The organism is Pseudomonas sp. ICMP 561 (assembly GCF_002699985.1).
Classification (GTDB): Bacteria; Pseudomonadota; Gammaproteobacteria; order Pseudomonadales; family Pseudomonadaceae; genus Aquipseudomonas; species Aquipseudomonas quasicaspiana.
Genome location: NZ_LKBT01000016.1, coordinates 21542 through 36863, shown reverse-complemented (window position 1 = coordinate 36863; position 15322 = coordinate 21542). Strand labels below are relative to the sequence as shown.

The window sequence follows — 15322 nt, the reverse complement described above, 5'->3', positions numbered from 1 at the left end:
GAGCTCTTGCTCAAGAGCTCTCCCGCACGACCAGCTCAAACCCCAGGTCCACCTGGGGTTTCTGCGCGACACCATCGATCAACCCCAACAGCAATTGAGCAGCACGCTGCCCGACTTCTTCACGGGGTGTGCGAATCGAGGTCAGCCGCGGGACCATGTGCGCCGACCCTGGCAGATCATTGAAGCCCACCAGAGACACTCGCCGGGGAATCTCGATACCGCGACGCAACGCTTCAAGCGCCGCGCCTTGGGCAAGGTCATCGTTGCAGAAGAACACCCCATCCACATCGGGATGCTGCGTCATCAATTGCATGAACAACTCACCTCCAAGACCGATGGAAGACGGTTGCGGCGTCATCACTTGCAGGGCTGGATCGTAAAGCCCCTGCTCTTCCAGCACCTGACGAAACCCTTCACCACGCTGCATCACGCGCGGGTCGAGTTGCGCAGCGATATAAGCCAGCCGTTTGCGTCCGCGTCCCAGTAAATGACGCGCCGCCTCGGCACCTGCCTGAATTTGCGAAAACCCGACGCAATACGCGCCGCGCACAGTGTCCAGCTCCATCATGTGCACGCAAGGGACTCCGCTCGCGGCCAATAGCTGACGCAATGCCGGCGTGTGATCAAAGCCGGTAAGCAGCAACCCTCGTGGTCGATTCACCAGGTGGTTGCGCAGCAGGTTCTCTTCTTCTTCAGGGGAGTAATGGTAGTTGCCGATCACCACATCCAGGCCACGGGTGCGTAGCACGTTCTGAATCGCTTCCAGCGTTTCGATGAACAGTTGGTTCGACAGTGAAGGCACCAGCACCACAACGGTCTGGCTCTGGGACGAAGCCAGCGCTCGTGCTGCCGGGTTGGCGACATAACCTAGGTCGAGCGCTGCCGCGCGGACTCGTTCAACTGACTCGGGCGTAACGGTACTGACACCCCGCAACGCGCGGGATGCCGTGATGGGTGAAACGCCCGCCTGACGAGCAACTTCGTTCAGGGTAGGACGGCCAGTCGAGCGGGAACCAATGCGTGTCATTCGTTGCCAACTACACAGGGATAAACATCGGGGGTTGCCAAAGGCGGTGGATGGGCTCTAAGGTAGCGCTGTCTCGTGGACCCTGCCAATGCTTTCAGTCATTTTATTGACTTCGAGTAACGTCCGATGAAGACCGATTCATTCAAAACAATGACAAGAACTGGAACCAGCTCTTGCTGTACTTATGTCCAAGTCGACAAAGACAGCGCTGTCTCCAGCTAAGGTGGCCTACTGTGACAACTGCGAACTCTGCTATTTCCGCTCTCGTGATCATGGGCGTTTCGGGCTGCGGCAAGAGCGCCGTCGGTGCCGAGATTGCCGCCAAGAGCGGAGGCCGCCTGATCGAAGGCGACGCCTTTCATCCCCCCGCCAACATCAAGAAGATGAGCGACGGCCACCCACTCAACGACGAAGACCGTGCCGGCTGGCTCGAAACGCTGGGCAAAGAAATGGCCGCAGCGTTGAGTAATGGCGAACAACCCGTCCTCACTTGCTCGTCTCTGAAACTGATTTACCGCGAACGCCTGCGCAACGCTGTGCCTGGTCTAGGCTTTGTATTTCTGGAACTGACCAAGGAGGTGGCGGTTGATCGCTGCTCCCATCGTCCCGGTCACTTCATGCCAGCCAGCCTGGTTGACAGCCAGTTCGCAACGCTGGAACCACCTTACGGTGAAGACCGTACGTTGGTCGTTGATGCTGGTAATGCGTCTATAGACGAGATCAGCACCCAAGCAGCGCACTGGTGGAAAGCGTCGAAAGCCAGCTAAAGGCGTGGGCGCGAAAGACAGCGCTGTCTTGCACATAAATGTGCTGAAAATGTGGAACGACAGCGTTTAGCCGAAGCTCCATAAACAATAAAGATAACCGGAGAGACACCCATGTTCGGTATGACACACGAGACGTACCTGTTGGTCGATGCGGTGGTTACGATCATCGGCCTGATTCTGCTGATCACCAAATTCAAGGTTCACCCTTTCGTCGCACTGACGATTGCCGCAGGCTTCCTTGGCCTGACGTCCGGCATGCCGGTGGAAAAAGTCATGAAAGCCTTCCAGGACGGCTTCGGCGGTGTACTGGGCTTCGTCGGTATCATCCTTGGCCTGGGCACCATGCTCGGCAAGCTGATGGCGGACTCCGGTGGCGCTGATCAGATCGCACAGACACTGATCCGCTCGTTCGGCAAGCAGCGCGTGCATTGGGCGATGATGTTTGCCGCCTTTCTGGTAGGCATCCCGCTGTTCTTCGAGATCGGCTTCGTTCTGTTGATTCCGCTGGTGTACATCGTTGCTCGTCGTACCGGCGTGTCCATCGTCAAGATCGGCATCCCGTTGCTGGCAGGCCTGTCCGCCGTTCACGGTCTGGTTCCGCCACACCCGGGCCCGCTGCTGGCCATCGGGATCTTCGGCGCTGATATCGGCAAAACTATTTTCTACGGCCTGTTGGTGGCGCTGCCGACGGCAATCATCGCCGGTCCTGTCTACGGTAAGTGGATTTCCAAATACGTACCGGGCACGCCTTCGCAGGAGTTGATGGAGCAGATCGGTAAAGAGTCGAGCGCGACCAACTTGCCAAGTTTTGGCATCACGCTGGTCACCATCCTGCTGCCCGTGTTCCTGATGTTGCTGAAGACCTTCGCTGATGTGGTGCTGCCTGAAGGCAATACCTTCCGCATCTGGATGGACTTCATCGGCCACCCGATCACCGCCCTGCTCGCGGCCTTGCTGCTAGCCTTTTACACCTTCGGTTCAGCGCGTGGTTTTGATCGCACTAAAATCATGAAATTGCTGGATCAAAGCCTGACGCCGGTCGCTGCTATCGTACTGATCGTAGGTGCGGGCGGTGGCTTCAAGCAGATGCTGGTAGCCAGCGGCGTGGGCGACCTGATCGGTAACATGGCAGTGCAGGCGCAGATCAACCCGATCATGCTGGCCTGGCTGGTCGCTGCAGTGATTCGTATTGCGACGGGTTCGGCGACGGTGGCAACGATTACCGGTGCGGGCATCGTGGCTCCGGTGATTGGTCTGATCCCGGGCGTTAACCGTGAGTTGCTGGTGTTGGCGACGGGTGCAGGTTCGTTGATTCTTTCCCACGTGAACGACGCCGGTTTCTGGCTGGTGAAGCAGTATTTCAATATGACAGTGGCCGAGACGTTCAAAACCTGGACGGTCATGGAAACCATTCTGTCGGTGGTCGGCTTGATCTTCATCATGCTGTTGTCGATGGTGATCTGATCCAGCACTACTGTTGATGAGCCGGTTCACTCAATGCACGCAATTGAGTGAACCGGGCCATCAAGCGTGTGATGTATAAATTCTTCCTCTTACTGCCTGAACAGCCGCAACGCCTCCCACCCCAATCAGCCCACGTTTACCTCTCGTGGAGCCCAGTCATGTTGTATGACGCAAATCCCCTCTCAAGTTCAGACCCATCCGACCAGGCACGCCCTTCCGTCCTACGTGCCATGTCGCGATTTCGATCAATATTTTCAGAAGAGTCCAGCGCATCTCTTAAGTAACGCCTACGCTGATAGGCAATCAGGGATGTGCCGTAGCAAGGCGTAATCTGTTGCGTGAAAACGCTGCCGATCGGGTACATGCTTCACGCATTGAACAGAAAGGTGTTCGGATGCGTAGCTAAATACGGGCTTTTGCTCACAAAAACAGGCAGAATTGGCGCGCTCATCGGGTCGGTAACCGCTCTTGATGACAGAAAAATGTACCGAGGGAATTAAATTCACACCTGTAACGTCATATTGATGGACGCATTTGGATGTACTCGGCAACTATTACTACGCAAAGGCACACGCCAGCCTCCTGCTGAGAGGCCATCAAGGAAACGATTATGTTGATACTCACCCGCAAAGTAGGCGAAAGCATAAACATTGGTGACGAGATTACCGTCACGATTCTGGGCGTTCAGGGCCTTCAGGTACGCCTGGGCATCAACGCACCGAAAAATGTTTCTGTGCATCGCGAAGAAATCTACAAACGCATTCAGGCAGAACTTGCCCCGAACCAAGACCCACAATGACCTGATCGTTACCTCCCCGCATTCAAAGCGACCCGCCTGGAATTGGGCGAGTTGGCTACGGCGTCTTCGGACGCCGTTTTTTATGCCTGGTGTATTTGCCCCCCATCCCTTGCAAAGGTCACAACGCCGCCCGGCATGTGGCTATTTGCCGCTGACGACCACTTGTCCGCCACCCAGAACTCCTGCCGAAAAACTTCACTCAACCCCCTGAACACAGGATCGATGCAAAGCCCGTAGTCAGTAGTGAGCCAAGCACGCTCTTCATTCTCATGAATAGCAAAGACGGTGACTAACATGGACACAACGTCGCAAAATCCGGCCGGCTCCACTGACCAGAACAATGATCCACCACAAGACCATCTGCACAACCTGCAAGAAGATGCCCTGGCAGCCGTTGCCAGCGCCAAAGAGCATGGCTCGGCCCAGTTCGAACAGTATCGCGACACGGCTGTCGACCGGATCGAAAACCTTGCCCATAGCGCACAAACGGCGGCCGAGCAGATGCAGGACGGTGACACGCTGGGGCTGTCTCATTACGTCACCGACCTCGCCAAGAACATGACCACTCTGGCCGGTAATCTGCGTGGTAAAAGCATTGATGAACTGCTGCAACAGGCGGGCAAACTGGCACGGGATAATCCGGCCTTGTTTGTTAGCGGCAGCGTTGCACTAGGCTTCGGTCTGTCACGCTTCCTCAAGGCATCTAACTCAGGACAGCCACAGGGCGAAACCCAGACCTCCAGTCCGGCTCAGCCACCCACCGGGTCAACAGGCACACAACCGGTACGGCCAGACGACGAATTGGGTAGCAATTATCAGTCGGAGTCCAGCCCGATTGTTGAGGCTGATCACGTGCCTCCCGTCAAACATGCGCACATGGGCGATGTTTACCACAGCGATAGGCCCGGCATAGTCGACCGCGGCGCAACGCCTGATGCGGCGGCGGGTTCATCGGTACCAGGTGTGCCTGATGGGAGTCTGTTCGATGACGACTTGCCTGCAGATGCGCAAACCAGAGAAGGCCAGTCCCGGGGAGATGTGTCATGAGCATTCCTCCCAACACACCGCCGGAAGGCGATACCTCAGCGCTCGGTCTGATTCGCCAGTTGGCGCACGAAGTCCCTGCATTGCTCAGTAAAGAACTGGCACTGGCCAAAGCTGAAGCCCGGGAGTCCATCACAGCGGCAAAAGCCGGTATTGCAGCGGTGGGCGGCGGCGCGGTGGTCATGCTGGCCGGGCTGGTGATTGTGCTGCTGGCGGCAGTTTATGCCCTGGCCAATATCATGCAGCCATGGCTTGCCGCCTTGATCGTCGGAGTGATCGCCATGGTGGTCGGCTTCATCATGATCCAGTCCGGCAAGAAGCAATTCGACGCGTCAAACCTGACGCCAGAGCGCACCGTCAGCTCCCTGCAAAAAGACAAGGACGCCATCCAGAGGAAAGTCTCATGAGCATCGACAGCACTTTCGACACACCCGAAAGATTTGACAATGATTCCTACAAAAGCCCGGAAACCCTGGAACGGGAAATCGACGCACAGCGCTCCAGCATCGGCAATATCGTTGATGCGCTGGAGGGCAAATTCTCACCCGGCCAATTGCTGGACCAGGCATTGAGCTATGGCAAAGGCACAGGCGGTGAGTTCTTCAGCAACCTGGGTAATACCGTGAAAACCAACCCGCTGCCCACAGTACTCACATCGGTCGGGCTGTTGTGGCTGATGATGGGGCAAAACCGTAGCCCGTCGACATCTTCCGGCCCTTCAAGCCTCACCCCTCTGGGCGAGCGCATCAGCGACATGGCGCACAGCGTGACAGACACGTTTGACAGCGCCAAATCCAGAATCGGGGAAACTGCGCAACGCATGAAAGAAAAAGCCGGACAGGTGTCAGACGACGTCAGTGGAAAACTTTCGGCCACGGGTGAGCGCTTGAATAAAGGCAGCCACGACGCGACTGATTCCCTGCGTGAACAAAGCCGCAAGGCTCAATCAAGCCTCACTTACATGTTGCGCGAACAGCCGCTGGCGTTGGCCGCCATCGGCATTGCGTTAGGCGCGGCCCTGGGAGCAGCCCTGCCTTCGACCGAGCGTGAAAATCAGATGATGGGCCAGGCCAGCGACACCCTGACGGAGAAGGTCAAACAGACCGCCAGCGAAGGCTATGAAAAAGTCGCGCAGGAGGCGAAAGGCGTGGTCGATGAAGTGAAATCGGCGTCGCCTGACAGCACGGCTCAGCAGGGTTCGACGGTGGATATGTCTTCCGGGCTGGGTTAGTCGAAATTTGCGGCGCCTGTATCGTCGGAATGCCGCCCAGACCAAGCACCGCTTATCTACTGTTGGAACGAGGCTTGCCCGCGAAGAACGATTCCGCGGTGTACCTGAATTACCGCGTCGCGCCATTCGCGGGCAAGCCTCGCTCCAACAGCTAGCGCATCCTTTCCAGGCAGGGCACTAATCCGCATCCGGACGATACAGCCGCCAGGTTTTTATTCTGAAACCTCAACACGCTGAACAATCCAGTCCTTGATCGCCAACCTCTTTTCTTTGAGCTTTTTCAATTCTTCATCACCAATCCCGCCAGCAGGACCAGACTCCGCGGCCAGGACCTCGCTATCAATCCGCGCATAATCATCCAGCAATTGATTGAGCTTTTTATCCGCATTGCGGCGCTCGGCCACTTGCTCCCGAGTGAGCTTCAGATCCGCGTATAAATCGTGTTTGACCGGCATGGAACACCTCTCTGACGGCGATGACTCATTGGCGAAATTCGCCATGGACCGCTACGCTTGCTCACGCAGACGGCGTACTTCGTAAGCCTTCAAATGTGTATACGCAAAACCCAGTACAGATAATGACGAGGTCAGGCCTTGAGCATCCCGGCGCACCAATAGATCACCCAGTACGTGCTCGACTTCTATCGATGCGCCGCGCTCCATGTCGCGCAACATCGATGCACTCAGCTTCGATCCAGGGGCGGTCAGCATGCTCAGGTAACGCTGACGAACAGCCTCCTGCAATGGGTGGCCCTGAGCGTCAGCGATGCTGCAGCACTCGGCGAACAGCTTCACCACCAGCGCCAGCCCCTGCGCCTCAAGGACATCCCCCAGACTCGCGCGCATGGAACAGGTGATTCCAGCGAGGGTGGCAATGAAACACCACTTGTCCCACATGTCCTGAACAATGTGCTGACTGAAATTCGCTTCGAAACCCGCATCAGCCAAGGCTTCGGCAACTCGCAGAATACGAGGCGTCGACGCGCCATTGAGTTCGCCGAACGACAACTGATGCCGGTCGTTGAGATGCAGAATGCTGCCCAGGGTGCTGCGATCCACGGAAATCAGACACTGGCCGCCCAACACATTGGAGCTGTCGAACCGCTGCGTGAGACGGGTCAGATGCGCCATACCATTGAGCAGCGGCAGGATTGCCGTGTCACGCCCTACCGCCGACGCAAAGGCGTCCATGGCCGAGTCCAGGTCGTAGGCTTTGCAGCTCAGGACGATCAGGTCATAAGGACCGTCGAGCATGTTACTCAGCACGCATGGCGGCGAGGGGTACAGGATATTGCCTTGGGGGCTGCGGATAATCAGTCCATCGCGTTGCAACTCATCGGCTCGACCCGGCCGCACCAGAAACGAAACGTCGCGCCCCGCCTCCAGTAGTCGCCCACCAAAGTAACCACCAATGGCCCCCGCTCCAACGATCAGAATACGCATTGATATCGACCTCCCGTGACGCTATTGCACACCGAAAACCCGGCTCGCTCAGCGGACTCACAGCGCGGTTAAACGTTGAGCGTAGAAGATGTTCTTGCATGCCTCAATAACATGACCCGGCACGGACGCTCATTGGCTGGTTGCATTAGGCATATCTAATCGTCATCATTTGATAATAGTTGTCATTAGCACCTTCAAAACATGACTCCCAATGCTCTAAACGCTCAGCAACTGACAAGCCGTAATCGTGTCTTGCGCCAACTGTTCGGTGACCATCACGGCTGGTTGCTTTCACGGTTGCGTGCACGTCTGGGCTGTCGTCATGACGCAGATGATATGGCGGCGGAAACTTTCGCTCAGGTAGTCGCTCTGCCTGATCCGTCCTGCATCAACGAACCCCGCGCCTTGCTGACAACTATCGCCAAACGGCTAGTCTTCGCCACCTGGCGACGTCGGGATCTGGAGCGCGCGTATCTGGAAAGCCTTGCTCAGCAACCTCTGGCTTACGAACCCTCTGCTGAAGAACAGGCCCAGGCGCTGGAAGCACTCAGTGCGCTGGATCAGATTCTGGATGGCCTGTCGCCGATCGGGCGTAGTGCTTTTCTGTATAGCCAGCTGGATCAGCTGACTTATGCCGAAATCGGACAGCGCCTGGGCATCTCGGCGCCACGGGTTCACCAGTACATCGTCAAAGCCTTGAGCCTGTGTTACCTGGCGATGGAAACCCGATGAACAGCAATGACCTGTCGCCCTCCATTAAACAGGCTATTGAATGGGTCGCCCGACAACGTTCAGGACAGATGAGCGAGACTGAGCAGCAGCACTTCAAACAATGGTTGATAAGTAACGAGGAAAACCGCGTTGCCTGGCACACGCTGGAACAGCGACTGGGTACGATTTTTAGCAACCTGCCAGAGGTGTCGCACCAGGCGCTGAGCAAAGCGGGCCGCAGTCGACGTAATCTATTGCGCGGCGCGCTAGGACTGGCAAGCGTTGGCCTGGGCGGCTGGTGGTTACAACGCGCAGGACTACTACCCGGCATGGGTAATGACCTGCAAAGCGGTTTTGCTGAACGCCGTCCATTCGTACTGGAAGACGGCAGCCGCGTCGTGCTCAACGCCCAGAGTCGCGCCGATCTGGTGATGACCAAGAGTCAGCGACGGTTGATCCTGCGCGAAGGCGCACTGAGCATTCGAGTAGCCGCCGACCCGCAGCGCCCGCTGATCGTGCAGACAATCTACGGGGATATCCGCGCATTAGGTACCCGCTTCAGCGTCACTCTTCGCGAGCAAGGTGCACATGTCTGGGTTCAGGAGTCTCGCGTGCAACTGACTTCGCCTTCAGGGGCTCGTCAGGAACTTACCGCCGGTCAGGGTGCGCTCCTGAGTGAAACCGGCGTGCACCTACTGGATCCGCGCCAGGCAGGCGAAGGCGTCTGGGAGGATGGTTTCCTCGAAGTGCATGATCAGCCCCTTGGCGAAGTCATCGAAGCACTGCGGCCTTACCGACGCGGAATCTTGCGCATCAGCCCACAGGCCTCTGGATTGCGGGTAAGCGGCGTGTTTCCGCTGGACAAAAGCGATGAGGCGTTGCGTTCGTTGCAGGAAGTCCTGCCGATCAAGGTCGAGCATCACCTCAACTGGTGGACGCAACTGAGCCTGCGCTGAAAATATTTTCGTCTGCCCCTTAATATCGACCCCGTTCGCGTCACATAGCTGACATCGACTATCCCAGAGGGGAAATTGCTGTCATGCAACGCACACTTCGCCTGACCCTTACGCCATTGACGCTAGCCCTGAGCCTGACTGCCTTGCACAGCGTGGCGGCACCGGCACAAAGCCCTGCGGCACAACAACAGCTCATTGACTTCGCCCTGCCGGCCGGCCCTCTGGATGCCAGTTTGACAGCCATCGCCCGGCAGAGTGGACGCGGCATCGCGTTTAGTGCGCAGCTGACCCGCGACTTGCGCGCACCCGCGCTCAATGGCCGTTACAGCGTAGAGCAGGCATTGAGTCAGGTCCTGCAAGGTTTACCTTTGCGACTGCGCACTACGGCCAGCGGCACCTTCAGCATTGAGCCGATAGTCGCCAGCCAGGCATTAGAACTGGCGGACATCAACGTCGACGGCCAGGGTTATGGCCAGGACGCATGGGGCCCGACCTACAGCAAAGTGGCAACCAACAGCGCCACTGCCAGCAAGACCGATACACCATTGCGAGAAACGCCGCAGTCTATCTCGGTCATCACGCGCGAAGAACTGACCTCGCGCCAACATGACAGCCTAGCCGACGTGCTCAACTACACCGCGGGGCTGGTCAGCCAACCCAATGGTTACAGCCGGGTCGCCGACGACTATCGATTGCGCGGTTTCGATATCGGCCCGCGCACAGGCGGTGTGCTGCGCGACGGCATGAAAATGCAAAGTACCCAGTTCGAAGGCGGCCAAGAGCCTTACGGACTGGAGCGGGTGGAAGTGCTCAAAGGCGCCTCTTCGGTGCTGTACGGCCAACTCGCGCCGGGCGGCATGGTCAATGCCACCAGCAAACGACCGACACTTGAGCCGTTGCACGAAATCAACGTCGAATATGGCAACAATAACCGCCAGCAGGTTTCAACCGACCACAGCGGCAAGCTCGATGAAGAAGGTCGTTTCAGCTACCGCCTGACCGGCCTTTGGCGAGACAGCGGCACTCAATTCGACGAGATTGACGACGACAAGCAATACATCGCCCCGGCGTTGACCTGGCAAATGGACGACGACACTCGACTGACTCTGCTCGCTACCCATCAACGTACGCAAACCACCCTGACGCCGCCAATCCAGTACAACCTGACCACGTTCAGCGCCACGCCAGGCTACAAGGTGCCGTATGACCTGTTCCCGGGTGAGCCCGACTACGATGATTACGACGGCACCCTGCAAACCTTCGGTTATCTGTTCGAACGGCGGCTGAGCGACAACCTGCAATTGCGTCACGCACTGCGTTATTACGAATCCCGCGCCGACTATGACTACATTACCCTCAACAACAGCCGTATCACCGGGCCGAATCTGTCCAGCCTGTCGCGCACTTACAACTCTCGCGAAGACATCTCCACTGGCTGGACCAGCGACACGAGCGTGCAATGGAATTTCGACAGCGGCCGCTGGCAGCACACACTTCTGGGCGGCGTTGACCTTTATCGCAAGACCTACGACAGCCATCGTTTCAGCGGTACCGCACCGGCGCTGGATCTCGCTAACCCGGTTTACGGCAACCTGCCGCAGGTCAACACCGCTAATGATCGCGGTTCGGATCTGCACAGCGAGCAGTTCGGCGTCTATCTGCAGGAACAGGTCAAGTTCGACGAGCACTGGGTTGCGCTGTTCGGGCTGCGTCAGGACTGGGCCGAAAACAATACTCGCAACTATATCGACGACTCCCGCGCCAAGGTCCGCGATAACAAAACGACGGGGCGTATCGGCTTCGTCTATCTGGCTGACAACGGTCTGGCGCCCTATATTAGCTACAGCCAATCCTTCCTGCCCTCGGCCGGAACCGACAGCGACGGCAAAGCTTTCCAGCCTACCGAAGGCGAGCAGTATGAAGTTGGTATTCGCTACCAGCCCCCTGGCCGCGAAATAATGATCAGCGCGGCGGTTTATCAATTGACGCAAAAGAACGTCATCACGTCCATACCCGGCTCTGATTTCGACGAACAAACCGGCAAGGAACGCAGCAAAGGCTTCGAGCTTGAAGCGAAAACACAACTGACTCCGATGCTGGCGCTGAATGCCTCTTACGCGTACACCGACGCGCATGTCATCGCCGATAACGACAAGAGCCTCGAAGGATCCCGTATTGAAGGCACGCCTTATCACAGCGCCGCACTGTGGCTGGATTACCGTCTTGCCTCGCTCGGTTTGCCCAAAATGAGCATCGGCTCCGGGGCCCGCTACAACGGCACTACGCACACTACGCCCAGCGTCAGCGACCGTAAAATCCCGGCCTACACCTTGTTTGACGCCAAAGTCAGCTACGAGGTGAACGCCAACTGGCTAGTCAGCGTCCGGGCGCAGAACCTGACCAACGAACGCTACATTTACTGCGCAAACTCCTGCCGCTATGGCGACGAACGCAGCGTGGTCAGCTCGGTGAGTTACAAGTGGTAGGTCTTTATCTCCAGAAGTCGTACCGGTGCCCCTGACTCCGCGCTGTCACATAGCAAACGGGTGACCGGTAGGAGCCAACTTGTTGGCGAGACGTCGGACCTGCATCGTCAGAAACCAGGCCTCGCCAACAAGGTCTGCGTTTCAAAGGGCGACAGCTTGGTGTCAGGAAGACCGGGACGGTTCCTGCAGAAATGCATTCGAGACTTTTTCAAAGGAGCCATTGCGGTCTTGAAAAAGAGCCACCTCACCTCAACCCTCCACGCCAAGCAACCCCGGAAATAGAAACGGCAACCCCTCCTCCAGCCGTTGCGTCAGGCTGCGGTTATGGTTTGCCGCTTCCGGGGCGGTGTGTTGTAGACGGGCCATAAGCGCGTCGATTACCGCGCTTGATGCGTCGTTGTGAAACTGCCAGACCCCATAAATCCGCCCATCAAACGATGGTTCGCTGCCCATACGCTCATCTGCCGCAAGTCCCGCGCCGATGCCAAACAAATGCAGACCGTGCAGACGCTGCCCCGAAAGATCCAGTGGGCAGCCCGATAGATCCGAGTCAACACCACCCTTTACCTGACGCAAGGTAATCGCCGTGCCATCCATATGGCTGAAAGCTGGCAGCCGTGGCTGATAGCCCGTGCATTGCACGACAACACTGGACTCCAGTAGCGCTTGAGCGGCCTGCTCACGCTCACCTTCAGCACCGCCCTGAATCTGAAAGGTGTGCGCCCGCACACCGGTTTTACCGACCCGGCTGCGGGCCAACACTTCACGCCCAACGTCCAGCGCCCGATAACGCAGCCCACTGGAACGGTTGACCCGCCCCGACACCGGGCAGACATCGCGCACTGGATGGAAAACATAACCGGCGGCCACCGCCAGTTCAGGACTTTCGTAAAACAGCCGGATGGCAGAGCGATGCACCAGCGTGACCTCTTCGAGGCCCGCAAACTCCAATGCATCGGCGAGATTTTCCAGCATGGAAAAAGCACTGTGGGAACCGCCGACCACGGTAATCCTGCCCGAGCCCGCCAGAGCCGGGGCGAATGCATCACGCAATTGCACGGCGTTCAGGCGCAGCAAATGGTCGGAGCTCATGATGGCGGCCGACGCAGGCAGCAGCAAACCGTCAGCAGCCAGTCCTTCACGCAGGTATTCAGGGTTCTGATGACCGCCGAAGTTCAGCACCAGCGTTCGACTGCGAATGCGGCGGGTACGTCCCTCGTTCTCGACCCAGACCACAAATTCGTCACCGTCCTTGACCACTTCGGTAACAGTCGTGCTGTGCCAGAGCGTTACCCCATAACGCTGGACGATAAAATCCAGTATCAGCCTGGAGGCTTCCCCCAGCAATTCACCAATATCGGACAACTGCGGCGCACTCTGGGCTTGATGCCGAATACGCCAATAGGTCGGTGAGTGCTCCAGCGGCCCGAATACGTCACGCAAAGCAGGATCGCGCAGGCAGTCGAGGAAGACGTCCCCGACAGAGTTGGCCGTGATTTGATAATCACCGAGACTCCCGACACCGGGGGTCGGGCTCGAGTCGACGATGATCAACCCCTCCCGTGCGAGATCCGGCAACGTTCCGCTTTTCAACGCATTGAACAGCAACCCCATGCCCGCAGGTCCTGCCCCCGCTATTACGCAACCGCAGCTGGTTTCCAGATAGTCTCCAAACATGGTGAGGCTCCTTCAAGTGATAGAGACGCAAGCGTGATCTCACCAGGGCTGGACCCAGTGATTGAGCAGGCAATAGCCTGTTGTTGGCAGAGAAATATTTTCAGGCGCACACAACTGCGGGCCTCGAGCTGAATAGCCGGGGCTGTGATCTTTTATCGGATACAAATCTGACGGAAAGCGGGATCGTTATCGAAGGGCCAAGCTACCGCAGGGGATTCAACGGGGTAGTGAGATAGAGGCTACTGGCAAGGGACGGACGCAGACAGAGGCGCCCTGAAAGGGTAATAGATAATTTCAAACATCCGCCTAACTGTCAATTTCACGTCAAAGCTTTACACCTCAGCATGTTTTATGTAACCGATTGATTTATAGAGTAATTATTTATTGACGACATTAAACGGCTATTTCAAAAGTCCCCTATCAGTTTTTACACTGGATTGGCCCGGACGATTCATGAAAATCCAGCCTGGCAAAGCCTGACCGTCAGCTCCAGTACGGAGACCGCTACAAGTCCGATCAGCGGCTTGCTCCGCCCGTCTTCAAAGGAGAACTATCTGCGAGTGCGGGAATCAATGACACAGGATGTAAAAAAAGCTTAATGGATGCAGAGGTCGCAGACATGAACGTTGGAAAGCACAATCGCTCGAGTATCGCTGAAATCGACTATTCCCGTGAAACCCTGTTCGGCCCGATCCCGATGCAGGCAACCTGCAGGGTGAGGTTGACCACAGTAGAACAGAATGGCCAAAGCTTGCGTGAGCTGACGATCCTGGGCGAGGTTCCAGACTACCTGCTTAAATCTGCGGCTATCCGGGTAGCACTGGAAGGAAGAATTGAAGCGGGCCCGATACGGGATTGTTGCGAAGTGAACAGCAATAGTGAAGAACCGTTCAAGTTGCTGTTCGAAAATGAACATCGCCGGGCTATGCATTAAGTTATCGTACAACTTAGGTGTTCGCGCATTGAAGTATTGGCATAAGGATATATGCCGATAGGCGTGCGCTTATTAACACGTTGCAAAACATTACATCGCGTTATGCCGACGACAGAACGTTCATGCCACAAATGGCAAACTGATCCCCGCGCTGACTGGCTTGATCAGTATGTCCGCCGTTAAGCCGAGACAACCCCAGACATGCGAAAGCCGCCTATCGAGTCCCCTGAAGGTCTACCACGGCGGCTTTATCAGACGTTTTTTCAGTTCAATCAAACAGCAATGCGGGCCTTGCCATGGTGATGCCGGGTATGTGCGAGGTCGTAGCGCAGCTCTGCTACCAATTCGGAGATATCACGGGTGGTATTGAGGCGATCCAGGGAAATCCCGGTCACCAACAATTCAACCTTTTCCGAATTAGGATCAATGATCTGAACGGTCATGGAGTCCGGGGATACGCTGCAGGTGCAACGCAGGGGTAAAAACGCACTCTCGACGATACTTCTCAACTCGAGTGTGGAAAGTCTGTAGGCGATCATGTCCTTCTCCTTGTTAAATCGCGCGTGGCTGAGTTCCTGCCACGATGGACACAGTGATACATCAATGTTTATTTTGATTGCCGCCAAACAAACGACGTCATTTAATTGAAGGCATGTTTACTTATACGCTTCGCACCACCTTGAAGCAACGGGGATTTTTACGCTCTTTTTCAAGCCGTTCATAACGGTTTATATAAACAATCAGCAGAAACGGTTCACTTAACAATATTCATCACTTTGTTTAC

15 protein-coding genes are annotated in these 15322 nt (G+C 56.7%); 10 read left to right on the top strand and 5 right to left on the bottom strand.

What is annotated here, in order from left to right; translation table 11 throughout:
- Nucleotides 1-10: 10 nt before the first annotated feature.
- Nucleotides 11-1027 (bottom strand): LacI family DNA-binding transcriptional regulator, encoded by a 1017-nt coding sequence (locus AO242_RS14335; protein ID WP_099269231.1) that lies wholly within the window; start codon nucleotides 1025-1027, stop codon nucleotides 11-13.
- Between the two features lie 272 nt (nucleotides 1028-1299).
- Between AO242_RS14335 and AO242_RS14330 the strand changes: the two genes are divergently transcribed.
- The 6 genes from AO242_RS14330 to AO242_RS14300 all read left to right on the top strand — a co-directional run bounded on the left by AO242_RS14330 (nucleotide 1300) and on the right by AO242_RS14300 (nucleotide 6332).
- The gene (locus tag AO242_RS14330; protein ID WP_099269266.1) at nucleotides 1300-1794 is read left to right on the top strand and encodes a gluconokinase; all 495 of its coding nucleotides are present in this window, start codon (nucleotides 1300-1302) and stop codon (nucleotides 1792-1794) included.
- Between the two features lie 111 nt (nucleotides 1795-1905).
- Nucleotides 1906-3258, top strand: coding sequence for a GntP family permease (locus tag AO242_RS14325; RefSeq protein WP_027898327.1), 1353 nt, complete (start codon nucleotides 1906-1908; stop codon nucleotides 3256-3258).
- Between the two features lie 610 nt (nucleotides 3259-3868).
- Nucleotides 3869-4057 carry a carbon storage regulator CsrA gene (csrA, locus tag AO242_RS14320; protein ID WP_002554157.1) on the top strand — a complete coding sequence of 63 codons (189 nt, stop codon included), beginning with the start codon at nucleotides 3869-3871 and terminating at the stop codon, nucleotides 4055-4057.
- A 294-nt stretch (nucleotides 4058-4351) separates the two neighbouring features.
- Nucleotides 4352-5104: a hypothetical protein gene (locus AO242_RS14310; RefSeq protein WP_099269230.1), complete on the top strand. Its 753-nt coding sequence runs from the start codon at nucleotides 4352-4354 to the stop codon at nucleotides 5102-5104.
- The gene (locus tag AO242_RS14305; protein ID WP_099269229.1) at nucleotides 5101-5508 is read left to right on the top strand and encodes a phage holin family protein; all 408 of its coding nucleotides are present in this window, start codon (nucleotides 5101-5103) and stop codon (nucleotides 5506-5508) included. The genes AO242_RS14310 and AO242_RS14305 overlap by 4 nt, the downstream gene beginning before the upstream one ends.
- Nucleotides 5505-6332 carry a DUF3618 domain-containing protein gene (locus tag AO242_RS14300; protein ID WP_099269228.1) on the top strand — a complete coding sequence of 276 codons (828 nt, stop codon included), beginning with the start codon at nucleotides 5505-5507 and terminating at the stop codon, nucleotides 6330-6332. The genes AO242_RS14305 and AO242_RS14300 overlap by 4 nt, the downstream gene beginning before the upstream one ends.
- 212 nt (nucleotides 6333-6544) lie before the next feature.
- Here the strand turns inward: AO242_RS14300 and AO242_RS14295 are convergent, their stop codons facing one another.
- Entirely contained in the window at nucleotides 6545-6787 is a 243-nt protein-coding gene (locus tag AO242_RS14295; protein ID WP_099269227.1) for a DUF465 domain-containing protein, read from the bottom strand.
- A gap of 51 nt (nucleotides 6788-6838) precedes the next feature.
- Nucleotides 6839-7774 carry a ketopantoate reductase family protein gene (locus tag AO242_RS14290; protein WP_099269226.1) on the bottom strand — a complete coding sequence of 312 codons (936 nt, stop codon included), beginning with the start codon at nucleotides 7772-7774 and terminating at the stop codon, nucleotides 6839-6841.
- A 201-nt stretch (nucleotides 7775-7975) separates the two neighbouring features.
- On the opposite strand from AO242_RS14290, the gene AO242_RS14285 reads away from it, so the two are divergent.
- The 3 genes from AO242_RS14285 (at nucleotide 7976) to AO242_RS14275 (ending at nucleotide 11927) form a co-directional block, all read left to right on the top strand.
- Nucleotides 7976-8506 (top strand): sigma-70 family RNA polymerase sigma factor, encoded by a 531-nt coding sequence (locus tag AO242_RS14285; RefSeq protein ID WP_099269225.1) that lies wholly within the window; start codon nucleotides 7976-7978, stop codon nucleotides 8504-8506.
- On the top strand, nucleotides 8503-9441 hold the full coding sequence (locus AO242_RS14280; RefSeq protein WP_099269224.1) for a FecR domain-containing protein: 939 nt from the start codon (nucleotides 8503-8505) through the stop codon (nucleotides 9439-9441). The genes AO242_RS14285 and AO242_RS14280 overlap by 4 nt, the downstream gene beginning before the upstream one ends.
- 83 nt (nucleotides 9442-9524) lie before the next feature.
- Entirely contained in the window at nucleotides 9525-11927 is a 2403-nt protein-coding gene (locus AO242_RS14275; RefSeq protein ID WP_099269223.1) for a TonB-dependent siderophore receptor, read from the top strand.
- A gap of 249 nt (nucleotides 11928-12176) precedes the next feature.
- On the opposite strand, the gene AO242_RS14270 is transcribed toward AO242_RS14275, so the two are convergent.
- Nucleotides 12177-13604: a hypothetical protein gene (locus tag AO242_RS14270; protein WP_027898317.1), complete on the bottom strand. Its 1428-nt coding sequence runs from the start codon at nucleotides 13602-13604 to the stop codon at nucleotides 12177-12179.
- A gap of 619 nt (nucleotides 13605-14223) precedes the next feature.
- On the opposite strand from AO242_RS14270, the gene AO242_RS14265 reads away from it, so the two are divergent.
- Nucleotides 14224-14538 (top strand): hypothetical protein, encoded by a 315-nt coding sequence (locus tag AO242_RS14265; RefSeq protein WP_141562218.1) that lies wholly within the window; start codon nucleotides 14224-14226, stop codon nucleotides 14536-14538.
- A 272-nt stretch (nucleotides 14539-14810) separates the two neighbouring features.
- On the opposite strand, the gene AO242_RS14260 is transcribed toward AO242_RS14265, so the two are convergent.
- Nucleotides 14811-15077: a DUF1652 domain-containing protein gene (locus tag AO242_RS14260; RefSeq protein WP_027902706.1), complete on the bottom strand. Its 267-nt coding sequence runs from the start codon at nucleotides 15075-15077 to the stop codon at nucleotides 14811-14813.
- Nucleotides 15078-15322 lie beyond the last annotated feature (245 nt).

Coding starts and splice junctions, on each gene's coding strand:
- AO242_RS14335 (WP_099269231.1), bottom strand. CDS start 1,027: ATGACACGCATTGGTTCCCGCTCGACTGGCCGTCCTACCCTGAACGAA.
- AO242_RS14330 (WP_099269266.1), top strand. CDS start 1,300: ATGGGCGTTTCGGGCTGCGGCAAGAGCGCCGTCGGTGCCGAGATTGCC.
- AO242_RS14325 (WP_027898327.1), top strand. CDS start 1,906: ATGTTCGGTATGACACACGAGACGTACCTGTTGGTCGATGCGGTGGTT.
- csrA (WP_002554157.1), top strand. CDS start 3,869: ATGTTGATACTCACCCGCAAAGTAGGCGAAAGCATAAACATTGGTGAC.
- AO242_RS14310 (WP_099269230.1), top strand. CDS start 4,352: ATGGACACAACGTCGCAAAATCCGGCCGGCTCCACTGACCAGAACAAT.
- AO242_RS14305 (WP_099269229.1), top strand. CDS start 5,101: ATGAGCATTCCTCCCAACACACCGCCGGAAGGCGATACCTCAGCGCTC.
- AO242_RS14300 (WP_099269228.1), top strand. CDS start 5,505: ATGAGCATCGACAGCACTTTCGACACACCCGAAAGATTTGACAATGAT.
- AO242_RS14295 (WP_099269227.1), bottom strand. CDS start 6,787: ATGCCGGTCAAACACGATTTATACGCGGATCTGAAGCTCACTCGGGAG.
- AO242_RS14290 (WP_099269226.1), bottom strand. CDS start 7,774: ATGCGTATTCTGATCGTTGGAGCGGGGGCCATTGGTGGTTACTTTGGT.
- AO242_RS14285 (WP_099269225.1), top strand. CDS start 7,976: ATGACTCCCAATGCTCTAAACGCTCAGCAACTGACAAGCCGTAATCGT.
- AO242_RS14280 (WP_099269224.1), top strand. CDS start 8,503: ATGAACAGCAATGACCTGTCGCCCTCCATTAAACAGGCTATTGAATGG.
- AO242_RS14275 (WP_099269223.1), top strand. CDS start 9,525: ATGCAACGCACACTTCGCCTGACCCTTACGCCATTGACGCTAGCCCTG.
- AO242_RS14270 (WP_027898317.1), bottom strand. CDS start 13,604: ATGTTTGGAGACTATCTGGAAACCAGCTGCGGTTGCGTAATAGCGGGG.
- AO242_RS14265 (WP_141562218.1), top strand. CDS start 14,224: ATGAACGTTGGAAAGCACAATCGCTCGAGTATCGCTGAAATCGACTAT.
- AO242_RS14260 (WP_027902706.1), bottom strand. CDS start 15,077: ATGATCGCCTACAGACTTTCCACACTCGAGTTGAGAAGTATCGTCGAG.